The sequence below is a fragment of the Bifidobacterium moraviense genome (assembly GCF_012932365.1).
GTDB classification, from domain to species: Bacteria; Actinomycetota; Actinomycetes; order Actinomycetales; family Bifidobacteriaceae; genus Bifidobacterium; species Bifidobacterium moraviense.
The window spans coordinates 129868-145033 of sequence record NZ_JAAIIH010000001.1 but is presented as its reverse complement, the minus strand read 5'-3'; the positions used below and the strand labels follow the sequence as shown (position 1 = coordinate 145033).

General features: G+C 70.3%; 13 protein-coding genes. 6 read left to right on the top strand and 7 right to left on the bottom strand.

What is annotated here, in order from left to right; translation table 11 throughout:
* The first annotated feature begins 111 nt into the window (after window positions 1–111).
* The 3 genes from G1C96_RS00645 to G1C96_RS00635 all read left to right on the top strand — a co-directional run bounded on the left by G1C96_RS00645 (window position 112) and on the right by G1C96_RS00635 (window position 2983).
* Window positions 112–1140 (top strand): metal ABC transporter solute-binding protein, Zn/Mn family, encoded by a 1029-nt coding sequence (locus G1C96_RS00645; protein ID WP_169274724.1) that lies wholly within the window; start codon window positions 112–114, stop codon window positions 1138–1140.
* 143 nt (window positions 1141–1283) lie between these two features.
* Window positions 1284–2159, top strand: coding sequence for an ABC transporter ATP-binding protein (locus tag G1C96_RS00640; RefSeq protein ID WP_169274723.1), 876 nt, complete (start codon window positions 1284–1286; stop codon window positions 2157–2159).
* Window positions 2156–2983, top strand: a complete 828-nt coding sequence (locus G1C96_RS00635; RefSeq protein ID WP_169274722.1) for a metal ABC transporter permease — start codon at window positions 2156–2158, stop codon at window positions 2981–2983. Before G1C96_RS00640 ends, G1C96_RS00635 begins: the two co-directional genes overlap by 4 nt.
* A 17-nt stretch (window positions 2984–3000) precedes the next feature.
* Here G1C96_RS00635 and ispF read toward each other — a convergent pair whose 3' ends face one another.
* On the bottom strand, window positions 3001–3516 hold the full coding sequence (gene ispF / locus G1C96_RS00630; RefSeq protein WP_169274721.1) for a 2-C-methyl-D-erythritol 2,4-cyclodiphosphate synthase: 516 nt from the start codon (window positions 3514–3516) through the stop codon (window positions 3001–3003).
* An 11-nt stretch (window positions 3517–3527) separates the two neighbouring features.
* Window positions 3528–4115 (bottom strand): CarD family transcriptional regulator, encoded by a 588-nt coding sequence (locus tag G1C96_RS00625; RefSeq protein WP_169274720.1) that lies wholly within the window; start codon window positions 4113–4115, stop codon window positions 3528–3530.
* Window positions 4116–4285: 170 nt separating this feature from the next.
* Here G1C96_RS00625 and glgB point away from each other — a divergent pair, with 170 nt between their 5' ends.
* Genes glgB through G1C96_RS00610 form a run of 3 tightly spaced genes read left to right on the top strand, consistent with a single transcriptional unit; the run spans window position 4286 to window position 8350 of the window.
* Window positions 4286–6505: a 1,4-alpha-glucan branching protein GlgB gene (gene glgB, locus G1C96_RS00620; RefSeq protein ID WP_417852161.1), complete on the top strand. Its 2220-nt coding sequence runs from the start codon at window positions 4286–4288 to the stop codon at window positions 6503–6505.
* A 58-nt stretch (window positions 6506–6563) separates the two neighbouring features.
* Window positions 6564–7298: a response regulator transcription factor gene (locus tag G1C96_RS00615; protein WP_169274718.1), complete on the top strand. Its 735-nt coding sequence runs from the start codon at window positions 6564–6566 to the stop codon at window positions 7296–7298.
* Entirely contained in the window at window positions 7295–8350 is a 1056-nt protein-coding gene (locus tag G1C96_RS00610; protein WP_169274717.1) for a sensor histidine kinase, read from the top strand. Before G1C96_RS00615 ends, G1C96_RS00610 begins: the two co-directional genes overlap by 4 nt.
* Here G1C96_RS00610 and G1C96_RS00605 read toward each other — a convergent pair.
* The 5 genes from G1C96_RS00605 to G1C96_RS00585 form a co-directional block, all read right to left on the bottom strand.
* Window positions 8322–9095: a ComF family protein gene (locus G1C96_RS00605; RefSeq protein WP_169274716.1), complete on the bottom strand. Its 774-nt coding sequence runs from the start codon at window positions 9093–9095 to the stop codon at window positions 8322–8324. The two genes, G1C96_RS00610 and G1C96_RS00605, sit on opposite strands and share 29 nt — an antisense overlap.
* A gap of 14 nt (window positions 9096–9109) precedes the next feature.
* A complete protein-coding gene (locus tag G1C96_RS00600; RefSeq protein WP_169274715.1) occupies window positions 9110–9925 on the bottom strand; it encodes an HAD-IIB family hydrolase in 816 nt (271 codons plus the stop codon).
* A gap of 108 nt (window positions 9926–10033) precedes the next feature.
* Window positions 10034–10471 (bottom strand): metallopeptidase family protein, encoded by a 438-nt coding sequence (locus G1C96_RS00595; RefSeq protein WP_169274714.1) that lies wholly within the window; start codon window positions 10469–10471, stop codon window positions 10034–10036.
* Between the two features lie 30 nt (window positions 10472–10501).
* On the bottom strand, window positions 10502–12043 hold the full coding sequence (locus G1C96_RS00590) for a DUF5719 family protein (RefSeq protein WP_169274713.1): 1542 nt from the start codon (window positions 12041–12043) through the stop codon (window positions 10502–10504).
* Window positions 12040–15150 carry a glycosyltransferase family 2 protein gene (locus G1C96_RS00585; protein ID WP_240945033.1) on the bottom strand — a complete coding sequence of 1037 codons (3111 nt, stop codon included), beginning with the start codon at window positions 15148–15150 and terminating at the stop codon, window positions 12040–12042. The genes G1C96_RS00590 and G1C96_RS00585 overlap by 4 nt, the downstream gene beginning before the upstream one ends.
* Window positions 15151–15166: the final 16 nt, after the last annotated feature.

The window sequence follows — 15166 nt, the reverse complement described above, 5'->3', positions numbered from 1 at the left end:
TCTCCTGTTCGCTTTGCCGCACGTTGTAGGCTATCGTGAATACCAGTCAATATCGTGAATACCAGTCAATGAGGAGAGCCGGACAAGTCATACCGTGCGGAAGGAAACCCCATGAAATCAGTATCTCGTCGAATCGCGCGAGCCGTCGCGGCGGCGGCCGGCATCGTGGCCCTGGTCTGCACGTCCGCCTGCGGCGCGCCGTCCTCCGCGCAGACCTCCCCCACGACCACCGACGCCTCGTCGTCGGCGCAGTCGGAGCCGATCGAGGTGGTCGCCTCGATCAACCAATGGGGGTCGCTCGCCGAGCAGATCGGCGGCGACCGCGTGAGCGTCACCTCCATCCTCGCCTCCAGCAACGTCGAGGCGCACGACTTCGAGCCGCAGACCTCCGACGTCGCCAGGATCTCCAAGGCGAAGGTCGTGGTCGCCAACGGCGCGGGATACGACGCGTGGGCCACGAAGGCCGTCACGAAGGACATCGCGCTGGTCACGGCCGCGGAGAACGTGGGCGCGTCCGACGGCGACGACCCGCACCTGTGGTTCTCCAAGGACGCGCGCAACGCCATGGCCCAGGAGCTGGCCGACACCTACGCCAAGATCCAGCCCGAGAACCGCGACTACTTCCAGGAGCGTCTGAAGGACTGGCAGTCGGAGGAGCAGAAGCTCGAGCAGACGATGTCCGAGTTCTCCGGCACGCACAAGGGCGCCACGTACGCGGCCACGGAATCGGTGGCCAAGTACCTGCTCGCCGATCTGGGCCTCAAGGACGTGACCCCGAAGGGATACGCGCAGGCCGCCGCCAACGAGTCCGAGCCCGCCCCGGCGGATCTGAGCGAGATGACCACGCTCATCGAGGCGCGTCAGGCCGACATGGTGATCAACAACCCGCAGGAGACCTCCGACGCCACGAACATGGTCACGGGCGTGGCGCACAAGAGCGACGTGCCGGTGGTGGACGTGACCGAGCAGATGCCGGACGGCCAGAGCTCCCTGACCGACTGGATCACGGCGCTGGTGAAGACCTTCGACGAGACGCTCGCCGGGGCCGCCGAGGCCTCGGCATCCGCGTCCGCCGACGCGGCGCGGTCGGGATCGGCGACGGCGTCGCCCACGGACACGCCGCCCGACCCGGGCAAGTAGGGCGCGCGAACGGCGAACGAGCGGGGTTCCCGGCCGACAGGTCGGGGACCCCGCTCGTAAATGAGAACGATTGTCATAAGCTTCTGCCATAATCCGTGCCGGTACCCACGCATGAGCGAACACGACCCGAAGGGAGGACGCGGATGGACGACTGCATCGTCTTTGACGACGCCGCGGTGGCGCGGGGAGGCACGCGGATCTGGCAGCACGGCACCTTCTCGATCGAGACCGGGAGCGTCACCGCGATCGTCGGCACGAACGGCACCGGCAAGACCACGATGATGCAGGTCGAGCTCGGGCTGATCCCCCTCGCCGCCGGCCGCGTCACCGTGCTCGGGGAACCCGCGGGCAGGGCCAACGACCGCATCGGCTACGTGCCGCAGAGCTACACCGACGACATCGACTCCTCGCTCACCGCCGAACAGTCGGTCCTGCTCGGACTGACCGGCACCAGGTTCGGCATCCATCCGGTCACCCGCGCGCAGCGCGCCAAGGCGCGCGAGGCGATGCGCTTCGTGGGCGTGGAGGACAAGGCGAGGATGCGGCTCTCCCAGCTCTCCGGAGGTCTGCGCCAGCGCGTGGCCATCGCGCAGGCGCTGGTGTGCGACCCGCAGCTGCTCATGCTCGACGAGCCTCTGGCGAACCTCGACCTGGCGAGCCAGCGCTCGGTGGTGCACGTGCTCGCACGGCTCAACCGCGAGCTCGGCACGACCATCCAGGTGGTGGCGCACGACCTCAACATGCTGCTGCCCATCCTCACCGGCGCCGTCTACCTGCTCGACGGACACCCCCACTACGCCGCCATGGACGACGTGCTCGACTCGACGCTGCTCACGCACCTGTACGGCACCAGGGTGCAGGTCGTCACCACGCCGCAGGGCGACATGTTCGTCACGCCGAACGCCCTCGACGAGCGCGACGGCGCGGTCCCGGACACCCATGACGTGGAGGAGGTGGCCGAGTTCCACGACCACGACCACCACGGACGCCAGCACACCGATCCCAAGGAGGTCGCATGATCCGCTTCGCCTTCGATCCCGCATGGACGGAGACGATCTCCGCCCCGTTCATGGTCAACGCCTTCGCGGCCGGCGTGTGCATCGCGCTCGCCGCGGGCGTGATGGGCTACTTCACCATCGCCCGGCACTCCACGTTCGCGGCGCACGCCCTCGCCCACATCGGACTGCCCGGCGCGACCGGCGCGGTGCTGCTGGGACTGCCGGTCTCCGCGGGGCTCGGCGCGTTCGCGCTCGGGGGCGCGCTGGTGATCGGCGCGCTGGGCAAGCGCGCCTCGCAGCGCGAGATCGCCACCGGCACCGTGCTCGCGTTCGCCACCGGCATGGGCCTGTTCTTCGCACGGCTGTCCTCGCAGGCGTCGGCGCAGATGCAGTCCATCCTCTTCGGCTCGATCATCACGATCACGGACGGCCAGATCAGGGGCTTCATGGTCTTCGACGCGGTGCTGCTCGCCGTACTGGCGGTCGTCTACCGCCCGCTGCTGTTCAGTTCGCTCGACGAGCAGGTGGCACGCGCCAAGGGCGTGCCGGTGGGCGCCATGAACCTGGTGTTCATGGCGATGATGGCCGGCGTGATCACGATCGCGGTGCCGGCGGTGGGCACGCTGCTCATCTTCGCGCTGGTGATCACCCCCGCGGCCACCGCGAACATCGTCACGGCCTCACCCTTCGCCGCCATGGCCACGGCCACGCTGATCTGTCTGGCGTCGATCTGGGGCGGACTGGTACTGGCGGCCATGTTCCCGGTGCCGCCGAGCTTCGTGATCGTGACGATCTCCACGCTGTTCTGGGCGGTCGCCAAGGCGATCGAGGCACTGCGCCGCTGAACGACCGGAGCCTGCGGTCAGAGCGCCGCCCCGGGAATCCCGGAGGGATTCCCCACAAGCGCGCTGGCGATGGCGGCGACGCCCTCGCCGCGGCCGGTGAACCCCATGCGGTCCGTGGTGGTGGCGGTGAGCGACACTCGGCATCCCGCCGCCGCGGACAGCGCCTCCTCGGCCTGCCGGCGCCGCGCGCCGATGCGCGGCCTGTTGCCGATGACGCAGACCGATGCCGACGCGGGAACGAATCCGTGGGCGCGCAGATGGTCCGCGGTGCGCTCGAGCATCGGCAGCCCGTGCATGCCGGCGCCGAGGGAGTCCTCCCCCACGCCGAACAGCGTGCCGATGTCGCCGAGTCCCGCGGCGGACAGCAGGGCGTCGATCAGCGCGTGCACCGCGACGTCGCCGTCGGAGTCGCCTTCCACGCCCTCGCCCTGACCGTCCCAGCGCAGGCCGGCCATCCACAGCTCCCGCCCGGCGCCGTCCGGCGCGAAGCGGTGCGCGTCGAAGCCCTGGCCGATGGACGTGCCGCCGCCCATGAGACGCCCGCTCAGCGCTTCTTCTTGGAGCTCTCGAGGCGCGCCAGCGTCTCGGAGGCCGGCTCCTCGGGCGCGAGCGTGTGATGCTTGTCGTCGCCGGGCTGCGGGGCCTCGTAGCCGAGGTTGACGTCGAGCAGACGCTGCGCGGTAGGCTCGTCGAGCTTTTCGGACAGGGCGATCTCGCTCGTCAGGATGGAACGCGCCTTGGTGAGCATGCGCTTCTCGCCGGCGGACAGTCCGTGCTCGTCCACGTCGCGCTGGGCGAGGTCGCGCACCACCTCGGCGATCTTGTTGACGTCTCCGGTCGCGATCTTCTCCACGTTGAGCTTGTAGCGGCGCGACCAGTTCATCTCCTTCTCGACGATGGGGGTGCGCAGGATCTCGAACACCTTGGCCACCTCGTTGGCGTCGACGATGTCGCGCACGCCGACCTTCTTGGCGTTCTCCACGGGGACGTTGATGACCAGTCCGTCGGACGAGAGCACGGACAGCTGCAGGTATTCCCTGGTCACGCCCTTGACGGTCCGCTCGGTGATGGCCTCCACCTTCGCCGCACCGTGCCGAGGATAGACAACCATATCGCCGACTTTGTAATCCATGAGCCCTCCGCCGAAGCAAAATTTACACAAAAAACTGGAATGATTATGCCAGCGGGGGTGGACTTGGGACGTTCCGCGGCGATCGGGGACACGGCTTGCCGTCGGTTTGCCGTCTCTTGCCTCGGACGTTGTAGACTCACATTATGAGCACTGCAATTCATCCAGCAAACATGCATCCGCTCCCCGTGGACTACGCCGTCCTCGACAAGGTGAGCAACGCGAAGCACTTCAACCCGCACAGCGTGCTGGGAGGCCATCTCATGGACGGCAACGACGCCGGCCAGGTGACCGTCCGCGTGCTGCGCCCCCTGGCCAAGTCGGTCACCATCGTCACGCTCGACGGCGAGTACGCGACCTACCACGAGTTCAACGGCATCTTCACCACCGTGGTGCCGGCCGTGCGCAACGAATACGGCTGGGCGGTCCCCGACTACCGCGTCAGGACCGACTACGGCGAGGGACCCGTCGTCGAGGACGATCCGTACCGCTACATGCCCACCGTGGGCGACATGGACATGTACCTGTACGGCGAGGGACGCCACGAGCGCCTGTGGGAGATGCTCGGCGCGCACGTGCTGCGCTACGACGACCCGATGGGCAGCGAGTCCGGCGAGCCCGGCAGGCCGGTGACCGGCACGGCGTTCGCCGTGTGGGCCCCCAACGCGAAGGCCGTGCGCGTGGTGGGCGACTTCAACGGCTGGAACGGCATCCGCCACGGCATGCGCGAGCTCGGGTCCTCCGGCGTGTGGGAGCTGTTCGTCCCCGGCGTGGCCGCGGGCGCCCGCTACAAGTACGAGATCCTCAACGCCAACAACGAATGGAAGCAGAAGGCCGATCCGCTGGAGCGCTCGCACGAGATCCCGCCGGCCACGGCGTCCATCGTCGTCGACTCGACGCACGAATGGGGCGACGACGCCTGGATGGCCCGCCGCGCCCAGACCGATCCGCATGCGGGCCCCGTCTCCATCTACGAGGTGCACGCCGGCAGCTGGAAGCAGGGACTGAGCTACCGCGACATGATCGACGAGCTGGTCCCCTACGTGAAGAAGATGGGCTTCACCCACGTGGAGTTCCTGCCGCTCGAGGAGCATCCGTTTACCGGGTCGTGGGGATACCAGGTCACCGGCTACTACGGCGTGGACTCCCGCTTCGGCGATCCGGACGACTTCAAGGCGCTGGTGGACGCCTTCCACCGCGCGGGCATCGGCGTGATCATGGACTGGGTGCCGGCGCACTTCCCCAAGGACGACTTCGCGCTCGGCCGCTTCGACGGCACGCCGCTGTACGAGGACCCCGATCCGCTGCGCGGCGAGCACCCCGACTGGGGCACCTACGTGTTCAACTTCGGACGCAACGAGGTGCGCAACTTCCTGGTGGCCAACGCCAGCTTCTGGCTCGACGAGTACCACATGGACGCCCTGCGCGTGGACGCCGTCAGCTCGATGCTCTACCTCGACTACAGCCGCGAGGCCGGGCAGTGGAGGCCGAACATCTACGGCGGCCGCGAGAACCTGGAGGCCATCGACTTCCTCAAGGAGGCCACCGCCACCGCGTACAAGAACAACCCCGGCATCATGATGATCGCGGAGGAGTCCACCGCCTGGCCGGGCGTCACCGCGCCCACGGACGCCGGCGGCCTGGGCTTCGGGCTCAAGTGGAACATGGGCTGGATGCACGACACGCTCGCCTACCTGCACGAGACGCCGATCAACCGCCAGTACCACCACAACGAGATCACGTTCTCCATGGTGTACGCGTACTCGGAGCACTACGTGCTGCCGATCAGCCATGACGAGGTGGTGTACGGCAAGGGATCGCTGTACGGCAAGATGCCGGGAGACGACTGGCAGAAGTACGCCGGCGTGCGCGCGCTGTTCGCCTACCAGTGGGCCCACCCGGGCAAGAACCTCACCTTCATGGGCAACGAGGTGGCCCAGTGGGGCGAGTGGGACTACGAGAGCTCGGTGGACTGGGACGCCCTCGAATGGCCGGACCACCGCGGCGTGCAGAAGCTCGTGGCCGATCTCAACGCGTTCTACCGCGCCACGCCGGCGCTGTGGAGCCAGGACTTCGACCCGGCGGGCTTCCAGTGGCTCACCTCCGACGACGCCCAGCACGACACGCTGAGCTTCATGCGCGTGGGCAAGGGCGGCGAGGAGCTCGTGGTGGTCGTCAACTTCTCCGGCAGCGCGTGGCAGGACTACCGGGTCCCGCTGCCGCACGGCGGCAAATGGGTGGAGGTCTTCAACACCGACGCCAAGGAATACGGCGGATCCGGCATCAGCAACGACGACGTGGTGGCGGAGAAGGGCGAGTTCCATTCGCGCGGCTGGTCCACGAAACTCACCGTTCCCGCACTCGGGGCACTATTCTTGAAGCCGGAACAGTGAGTGACGGGCGTCCCGCTCCGGCGGGACGCCTCCCGAGACAGTAAGGCATCCAACAACGATGATCAGAACCGCAAACAGCCAGCGTGAGTCCCATGTCGTGCTCGTGGTGGAGGACGAGCCCACGCTGGCCACCGCGATCGCCCAGCGACTGACCTCCGAGGGCTGGACAGCGCGCGTGGCGTCGGACGGCGCCAGCGCCGTGCAGGCGGCCTCCCAGCTCCGGCCGGATCTGGTGATCATGGACATCATGCTGCCGGTCATGGACGGGCTCGAGGCCACCAAGCGCATCGTGGCCGAGCGCCCCGTGCCGGTGCTCATCCTCACCGCGCGCGACGACGAGGCCGACAAGGTCATCGGCCTGGGGGCCGGCGCCGACGACTACATGACCAAGCCGTTCTCCATGCGCGAGCTCATCGCCCGATGCAAGGCGCTGCTGCGCCGCGTGGAGCGCGCCAAGGTGATCGCCAAGAACGCCGAGAACGAGAAGCTGCTCGACTTCGGCTCCCTGGTGATCGACCCCGCACAGCGCGTGGTGACGCTCGACGGGTCGGAAGTGCATCTGACCCCCACCGAGTTCGACCTGCTGGCCACGCTCGCGCGCAAGCCGAAGTCGGTGCTGACCCGCGAGAAGCTGCTCGAGGAGGTCTGGGACTGGGTGGACGCCTCCGGCACGCGCACCGTGGACAGCCACGTCAAGGCGCTCCGCCACAAGCTCGGCTCCCAGCTCATCCGCACCGTGCACGGCGTGGGCTACGCCTTCGAGCCGCCGGCCGCGCAGGGGAAGCAGGCATGACGCACGGCAACGGGGGCGACCGACGCGAAAGCGACCGCCCCATCGGCCGGTTCTCGTCGCTGAAGATCGAGCTGGGGACCCTCATCGTCATCGCCACGGCCATCGCGTTCGTCATGGCGTGGTTCCTGCTCAAGGTCGGATGGAGCGGCTGGCTCGCCATGCCGCTCACCCTCGCCGTGGCGCTGGGCATCACCTACGCGTTCTCGCGCGGCATGACCGCCCCGCTGCGTCAGATCCGCGACGCGGCCGAGGCCATGGCCGCCGGCGACTACACGGTGCGCGTGGACGAGGACGCCACCCGGCGCAACGACGAGATCGGGCAGCTCGCCCGGTCGTTCAACGAGATGGCGGGAGAGCTGCAGCACGCCGACCAGATGCGCCGCGACATGGTGGCCAACGTGAGCCACGAGCTGCGCACGCCGGTATCCGCGCTGCAGGCCATGGTGGAGAACATGGCGGACGGCGTGACCGACCCCACGCCCGCCAATCTGGAGGGCATCCTCAACCAGACGCACCGGCTGAGCGACCTCATCGCGTTCCTGCTCGACCTGAGCCGCATGGAGGCGGGCGCCGCCAGCCTGAACGTCGAGCGCTTCGACTTCGCCGACTTCCTGGACGAGACCGTCGAGCCGCTGGAGATCGCGGACGGCGGGCACGCGCACGACATCCGCCTCGACGTGCCGGCGGGTCTGATCATGGAGGGCGACCAGGACCGCCTGCGCCAGCTGTTCACGAACATCATCGGCAACGCGCTCAAGCACTCCCCCGACGGCTCCGCGGTGCTCATCGAGGCACGCGAGGACGAGCAGCACGGCACCATCGTGACGAACGTGGTGAACTACGGCTCGCAGATCGATCCGGCGGCCCGCTCCGACATCTTCCGGCGCTTCGTCAAGGGCAAGACCGGTCCGGGCACCGAATCCGGAGGCACGGGACTCGGCCTGTCCATCTCGCGCTGGGCGGCGCAGCTGCACGGAGGCACCGTCGACGTGGTGGACGACGAGCGCGGCGCGGACTTCGAGGTCATCCTGCCGAAATACCACACCGCGTGACCGACACGGCCCCGGGTCGCGGCGTATGCGCCAGCGCGAACGCCGCGACCACGCGCCCGCCGGCGCGCTCCACCGCACGCGCGCACTGCACGACGGTCGCGCCGGTGGTGACGATGTCGTCCACCAGCACCACGGACCGCCCGCGCAGCGCACGCCCCGGCCGCTGCGCGATGCCGCCGTCCAGACGCCGACGCCTGGACCTGACGTCCGACGCCTCCACGGATTTCGCGTTCACGCCGCGCACCGCGAGCGCCTCGCTGACGACCGCTTCCCCGCCGCCCCTCACGATGGCCGCCCGCACCGCCTCGGCGAGCGGACGCACGTGCACGCGGCCGCGCCGGCGCACGGACCGCGGCGACGAGGGAACCGGGACCACCAGCACCGCATGACGTCCCAGATCCCCCGATGACATCCGATCGACCCGCGCCGTCCAAGGCGGAAGTCCCGCGCCGCAGGCGTCCGCGACGCAGCGTTCCATGGCCTGCGCGAAGACACGGTCCAGCTCCACGTCGTCGTGGTCCTTCCATGCCAGTATCGCCTGCCGCGCCGCGCCTCGGTATTCGGCGCACGCATGGCACGGGAACGCCGTGCCGGGCACGCGCCATGACCGGCGCTCCGCGAACGTCGCGCGGCAGGCGGGGCACAGCGTCTCGTCCGGACGATCGCATCCGGCGCAGCCGCGCGGCAGCAGCAGGTCGCGGCATTCCGCCAGCCACGCGCCCGCCGCCGCGATCAGCCCGCCCATGTCCGGCTCCTCGCTCAGCGTCCGGAGCCGGACATGACCGCGAGCAGGCGGCGCACCACCGCGATCGTGTCCTCCGGGCCGCGGACCCGCACCGGCATGGTGCCGGCCTGCGCGGCCGGATAGTCGTTGCCCGCGGGATCCATGCGGTCGCCGATGAAGATGATCTCGCCCACCTCGATGCCGAGCGTCGCCGCGAGCCCGCGCACCGCGGACCCCTTGTCCACGCCGCGCCCGGACACGTCGACGCTGGTGGAGCCGCCGGAACGGACCAGCAGATCGGGCAGGTCGGCGGCCACCGCGGCGCGCAGCGCGTTCTTCTTGGCGTTGTCCGGGTCCCACGCCTCCTTGGCGTCGACGGGGGCGTGCTGTCCCAGCGCGGAGAAGGTGATCTGGCTGCCGCGGTCCTCGATGCGTTCGCCCCAGACGTGCTCCTCCCACAGGCCCAGCTCGCGCGCGTGCGTCTCCAGCGACGCGATGGCCGCGCGCCGCAGCTCCTCGGGCAGGTCGTGGCGGTACAGGCATGTCCATCCGCCGGATTCGAAGCGGTAGTAGCGTGTGCCGGACGTCGGCATGAGATGCAGGCTGCCGCGATCGGCGCGGTCTCCGATGACGTCGAGGATCTGGCTGACGAACAGCTCGTAGCGGCCGCCGGAGATCACCGCGACCTGGGTCACGTGCGTCAGGGCGCAGAATGCGTCGGCCATGTCGTCGCGCATGGGCATCTTGGAACGCGCCAGCGTGTTGTCGAGGTCGAAGCACACGGCACGCGCCTTCGCGCCCATGGCGTCGAGATCGAGATCCGTCCACGAATCGGCAATGACGAAGGACATGGCACCTCCCGTGCGTCGCGTACGTCAGGACTGTGTGCACATCCTAGCATCAGCCCTCCGCATGCCGTGCCGGCCGACGTGCCGGGACGGCATGCGCGAGCGGCGGGATCACAGGCCCCAATCCGGGTCGATCTCCTCCGGCCTGCGCCCGTACTGCTCGGCGATGCGGGCCACGAGCTCGTCGCGGATGATGAACTGCAGCTCGGTGCGGTCGCGCGTCTCCATCTGGATCGGCAGACGGTAGAGCACGATGCGCGCGGGGATGCCGTGGCTGGCGGGAAACGCGCGCGACAGCATGTTCGGCTCGTCCTCCCACGGCGAGGGATCCGATGCGGGGACGTCCTCCACGGCGAACTGGATGGGCTGCACGAGCTCGGGCCACGCCTGTCCCAGACGCTTGAGCTGCGCCGCCACCATGTCGTCGAACATGCCCGATCGGGTGCGGTAGCGCGGCAGCCTCGTGCCGAACATCGGGCGGCGCGTGCCGCGTCCGTGGGTGTTGCGGTAGACCTTGCCCATCCAGGGCGGTGTGAACGACTGTCTCATGGCGACCACCCTAGTCGGACGGGATGATCGCTATCCGACCACCCCGGGTCGGGCGACGGCGCGCACGAGCGAACTCCGCGGCGTGAGCGCGGACGGCGCGAGGGACGCGACGGCGGCCACCTGCGCGGCGTCGAGCTGCGAACGGTGCGCGGACACGTTCCAGACCACCGCCGACGAGGCGTCGGTCAGACGCACCGCGGCCGTCTGCGCGCCGAGGTCGGACAGCGCCACGGCGACGCCGGCGCCGCCCGCCACCGTCAGCTCCCTGGACCCGATGGACCTGCCGGAGGCGTCGAACGCGTCGACGGTGACGACGGTCTGGTCGCCGGTCGCGTTGACCGCGTACAGCGTGCCGTCGGTCTGGTCCGGCACGGCGACCGCGGAGACGGTCGCGGCGGCACCGGCGCCGATCACGGCGAAGTCGGACTGCCCGCCCTGTCCTCCGCCGGCCGACGCCACGACGGCCGCCTGCACGTCCGCGTCCGCGTCGATCCGCACGCCGGTCGCGCCGGCGGGCGGCGTCCCGAGATCCACGACGGTCACCCGCTGCCCCTCGAAGTCGATCGCCGTGGCGTTCGTGGCGCCGTCCGCGCCGATCCATGAGACGGACGCATGTCCCCCCTGCTCGGCGTACATCAGGACCCTGGCGCCGATCGAGCCGGCGACGCCGGGGATCGCCAGCGTGCGGGACGCCGCCGCGGCGGCGGTCACGTAGTCGTTGCCCTGCGGCGTCAGCCCGTTCATCGCCGTCACCCGCACCAGCGCATCGACCGGCGTCTCGTTGCTGGACACGGTCACGTACAGCGCATCCTGCCCCGCCGCGGCGGCGGCCAGATCGACCGTCGACTCGCCGCGCGAGGCGACCGCGACGGTGCCGCTGACGGCGAGGCGGATCCGCCCCTGGGACGAGGTGCCCCATGCCTGCACGGTCACGGACGTGGCCTTGGACGAGGGGTTGGCCACCACGAGCTGCTGCGCCCAACCGGTCTGCGTGGCGGGCAGCAGGAAGGAGTGCGAGAACGCCGGGCTGACGCATCCCACGGCGGCCAGACCGCGCAGATCGCCCTGCGAGGCCCACGAGACGGTGGAGGAGGCCACACCGTTGCCGTCCTCGGACGCCAGCAGCTGCGTGGTCTGCAGCAGCGAGCCGTCGTTCGCGTCGCCGGACAGGACGCGCACCGCGGAGGCGTCCGTGGGATCGGCGTCCGCAAGCTCGCCGCGGTCGTCGCCGGAGAGCGTGGAGAGTGACGAGGCGTACACCGCGCCGAAGGCGGCGTAGCGGGACGACGAGGCGATGTCGCCCTCGCTGGCCCGGAACGCGCTGTCGCCGTACTGGGACGCGTCGGCGAGCGTCATGCGCGCCGGACAGTAGGATTCCACGAGCTTCTGGCTGACGGTCTGCTCCATGACGGACGAGGCGCGTCCGTCGGCGTCCACCGCGGACGGGGCCGGACGCGCCACGGCCATGGCCGCGACGAGCGACGCGAGCGCCACCGCCGAGACGGCGGCCGTGACGACCTTGCCGGGCGTCCATCCGGACCGGTTCGATCCGTCTCCGTGCCTCGATGTCATGCGCGCTCCCTTCCGCGGGTGCCGGGCACCGCCACCAGGCAGTACAGGCCGACCACCACTCCAAGACTCCATATCCACGTTCCGCGCCACGTGCTCGCCGACGCGGAGCGCTCGCCCGTCATGTCGATGCCCTGGGACGCGACGTCGCGCAGCGTGATGCGGAAGTACGTTCCGGTGCGTGCGCTGACCACGCTCTGCGTGCCCTCGCTGGCGGTGATGTTGGCCACGATCGCGTCGTACGGGGAATCGGCCTGCATCGCCTCGCCGTCGGCGACGACGTAGATGCCGCCCAGCCCCAGATCGCTCAGATCCTGGATGGCCGAGGAATCGCCGTTGGACAGCAGCCGCCCCAACGCGGCCCCGATGCGCTCGGTCTCCTCGTCCTGCGTCCCGGACGCGGCGACGACGCCGGACGCCGGGGAGACGTCGACGAGCTCGCCTCGGGCGGTGCGCATGACGGTGAACTCGACCACGGCCGACGACCGGGCGCTGACCGCGACGACGCGGTGCGAGGGATCCTGGTCGAGGTAGTCCACGGCGACCATGGGCAGGCCGGCGCGCGTCGTGCGCACGTCGGAGGAGGAGGCGTCGGCCATGCGCAGCAGACCGAAGCAGCCCCACGCCACGGCGCACACCGCCATGGCGACGGTCAGCACCGAACGGCCCATGCTGGCCCAGCGGCCCGCGGAGGCCGTTGCCGCGCCCGGGCCGGCGAGGGGACGGAACCTGCGCACGGCGGCGCCGCCGACCATGCAGACGCAGGCCAGCATCGCCATCATGGCCAGCGCGAAGCCGGGCAGCACCGATCCGGCCACGCGGCCGTCCACGTCCACGCCCACGGCCACGCGCGGCGAGAGCACGGCGAGCAGGAACCCGCATGCGCCGGCCGTCCACATCATCCTGGAGACGCGCAGCGTCATCGGCATGAGCAGCGCCACGACCGCCACCGCCACGACCAGTCCGACGCACACCGCCATGGCCAGCGCCGAGACCGCCTCGACGTGCAGCAGTCCGGACAGTCCGCCGGCGCCGGCGTCCCGGCCGAACGCCGCGAGCACGACGTCCGTCAGGCTCATGGCGCGCGGGGATCCGGTCGCCGCCGAGGACGGGACCAGGGCGTCGGCGAACAGCTGGCGCCACGAGCCGGAGCCGAAGCGCCGGACCGCTGCGGACAGCGTGGGGGCCAGCGTGAAGGCCGCGGGCAGCGGGATGAGCAGGAGCATGAGACGGTGCCTGCGCACCATGACGAAGAACGCGAGGAACGTGACCGCGAGCGGCAGGATCAGCTGGGGCTCGGCGTCCACGACGGGGATGAAGCACAGCGCGGCGAGCGCCGCCGACTGCACGGACGGCACCGGTCGGACGGGATCCTCGGTGAGGTACATGGCCACCGCGCGGTGGGTGAACGCGAAGGCCGCCGGCAGGAAGACCATCACGACGAGCATGGGAACGTCCGCGGAGCGGTACAGGCCCACGGCCATGGCGAGCGTGCCCCACATCAGTCCGCCGGCCACGCGGACCGGGTTGGAGCGGGTGAAGATGCCCGCCAGCGCCCAGAACGAGAGCGCGGCGGCGGGAGCGGCGGCCAGATAGATCATCGTTACCGCGGCCTGCACGTGGCCGAGGGTGACCACGGAGGCCACGCCCAGCACGAGGAGGAACGGCGAGGGAGGAGCCGCCGCGCCCAGTCCCGCTCCGTATCCGTACGACGTGGTCGCCGCGTGCCACAGCTGGCCGAGGGAGGCGCCGGTGGGCACGAGACGTCCGGAGGCGAGCTGTGCGCCGGAGAGCAGCGCGGGCAGCGTCCCTCCCATCGACGTCCACGCGCACGCGGTCATGACCACGGCCATAGCCGCCGCCCAGGCGAACCTGATGCGGCGCCGGGTGCGCAGATGCGCCTTGGCGAGCGGGCTGAGCAGCACGACGGAACGCTGCGAGGCGAAGGCGCGGCGACGTTCCTTCCACCGTGCGATCTGGGTATGGTTCGCCGTGAGCGCGCCCAGCCGGCCGAGCGTCGTGCTGCTCTGCCGCCCCACGCGGATCCTCGCCTTCGCGGCGCGGGGCAGGTTGACGAGCGCACGCCACGGCATGGCCAGCTCGCAGGCTCCCTCGTACGGACGCTTCCTGAACAGCAGGACGAAGAACATGACGAGTCCGTGCACGAGCAGCGCCAGCCATTGCGCCGGCCATGCGGCGAACGCCGTGTCGGTGATGCGGTAGCGCCACGCGGCGGTGATGCGGGCGAGATACGCATTGCCGGCGGCATCCTCCTGCACGGGGGCGCCGGCGCGCGTCCTCAGTCCCTCGAGCCGTGCCCTGCGGTGGGCCACCGCGGCGCGGGGCACCACCAGCACGCGGCCGCCGCCCAGGCATGCGCGGCGGCAGAAGTCGCGGGACTCCCCGAAAGTGGTCATCCACGGCGTGGTGCCGCCCATCGTGCGCCACACCTCCAACGGCACGAGCGCCCCCGCCAGGGACACGCAGAAGACGTCCTGACGGCCGTCGTACTGCTCCTGATCGGGCTCGCCGTCCACCACGAGCGAGACCACCCGGTGGCCGGATGCCGCGTACCCGCCCACGTCGTGCAGGACGGAACCGTCCCAGTCCAGCTGCTTGACGCCGATGACGGAGGCCGTCGGCACGTTGCGGTGCGCCTCGACCAGCGTCTCCAGACACCCGTCCGAAGCGGGGCGGGAGTCGTCGTGCAGAAGCCACAGGCTTTCCGCGGCCTCGGGCAGAGCGCTCTGCGCGATCGCTCTGGACACCGCGTCGCCGAAGGACGCCGCGCCCTTCACCGGCACGATCTGCACCTGCACCCGCGACGCCGCGTCGCCGGAACGGGACCGACGGATCCCCTCCGCCTCGACGAACGAGCGCAGCGGGCGTTCCGTCCCCCCGGTGCAGTCCGCCACCACGACCGTTCCCGGCAGCACGCGCTGGCGGAACACTGCGGCCATGGTCTCGCCGAAGAACCGCAGGTCCTCCTCCACGGTGACGACGGCGACGACCGACGCATCCACGTCCTGTCCCCGGCGCCCCAGCCCGCCGGACAGCACCGCCGTCAGCTCCCGCCGCACATCCGTGTCCGCTATGGTCTCCAAAGTCATGGCTCCAGTCTAAGCA

What these genes read in the sequence shown, in the direction of transcription:
- G1C96_RS00645 (WP_169274724.1), top strand. Translation starts at nt 112, where the DNA reads ATGAAATCAGTATCTCGTCGAATCGCGCGAGCCGTCGCGGCGGCGGCC.
- G1C96_RS00640 (WP_169274723.1), top strand. Translation starts at nt 1,284, where the DNA reads ATGGACGACTGCATCGTCTTTGACGACGCCGCGGTGGCGCGGGGAGGC.
- G1C96_RS00635 (WP_169274722.1), top strand. Translation starts at nt 2,156, where the DNA reads ATGATCCGCTTCGCCTTCGATCCCGCATGGACGGAGACGATCTCCGCC.
- ispF (WP_169274721.1), bottom strand. Translation starts at nt 3,516, where the DNA reads ATGGGCGGCGGCACGTCCATCGGCCAGGGCTTCGACGCGCACCGCTTC.
- G1C96_RS00625 (WP_169274720.1), bottom strand. Translation starts at nt 4,115, where the DNA reads ATGGATTACAAAGTCGGCGATATGGTTGTCTATCCTCGGCACGGTGCG.
- glgB (WP_417852161.1), top strand. Translation starts at nt 4,286, where the DNA reads ATGCATCCGCTCCCCGTGGACTACGCCGTCCTCGACAAGGTGAGCAAC.
- G1C96_RS00615 (WP_169274718.1), top strand. Translation starts at nt 6,564, where the DNA reads ATGATCAGAACCGCAAACAGCCAGCGTGAGTCCCATGTCGTGCTCGTG.
- G1C96_RS00610 (WP_169274717.1), top strand. Translation starts at nt 7,295, where the DNA reads ATGACGCACGGCAACGGGGGCGACCGACGCGAAAGCGACCGCCCCATC.
- G1C96_RS00605 (WP_169274716.1), bottom strand. Translation starts at nt 9,095, where the DNA reads ATGGGCGGGCTGATCGCGGCGGCGGGCGCGTGGCTGGCGGAATGCCGC.
- G1C96_RS00600 (WP_169274715.1), bottom strand. Translation starts at nt 9,925, where the DNA reads ATGTCCTTCGTCATTGCCGATTCGTGGACGGATCTCGATCTCGACGCC.
- G1C96_RS00595 (WP_169274714.1), bottom strand. Translation starts at nt 10,471, where the DNA reads ATGAGACAGTCGTTCACACCGCCCTGGATGGGCAAGGTCTACCGCAAC.
- G1C96_RS00590 (WP_169274713.1), bottom strand. Translation starts at nt 12,043, where the DNA reads ATGACATCGAGGCACGGAGACGGATCGAACCGGTCCGGATGGACGCCC.
- G1C96_RS00585 (WP_240945033.1), bottom strand. Translation starts at nt 15,150, where the DNA reads ATGACTTTGGAGACCATAGCGGACACGGATGTGCGGCGGGAGCTGACG.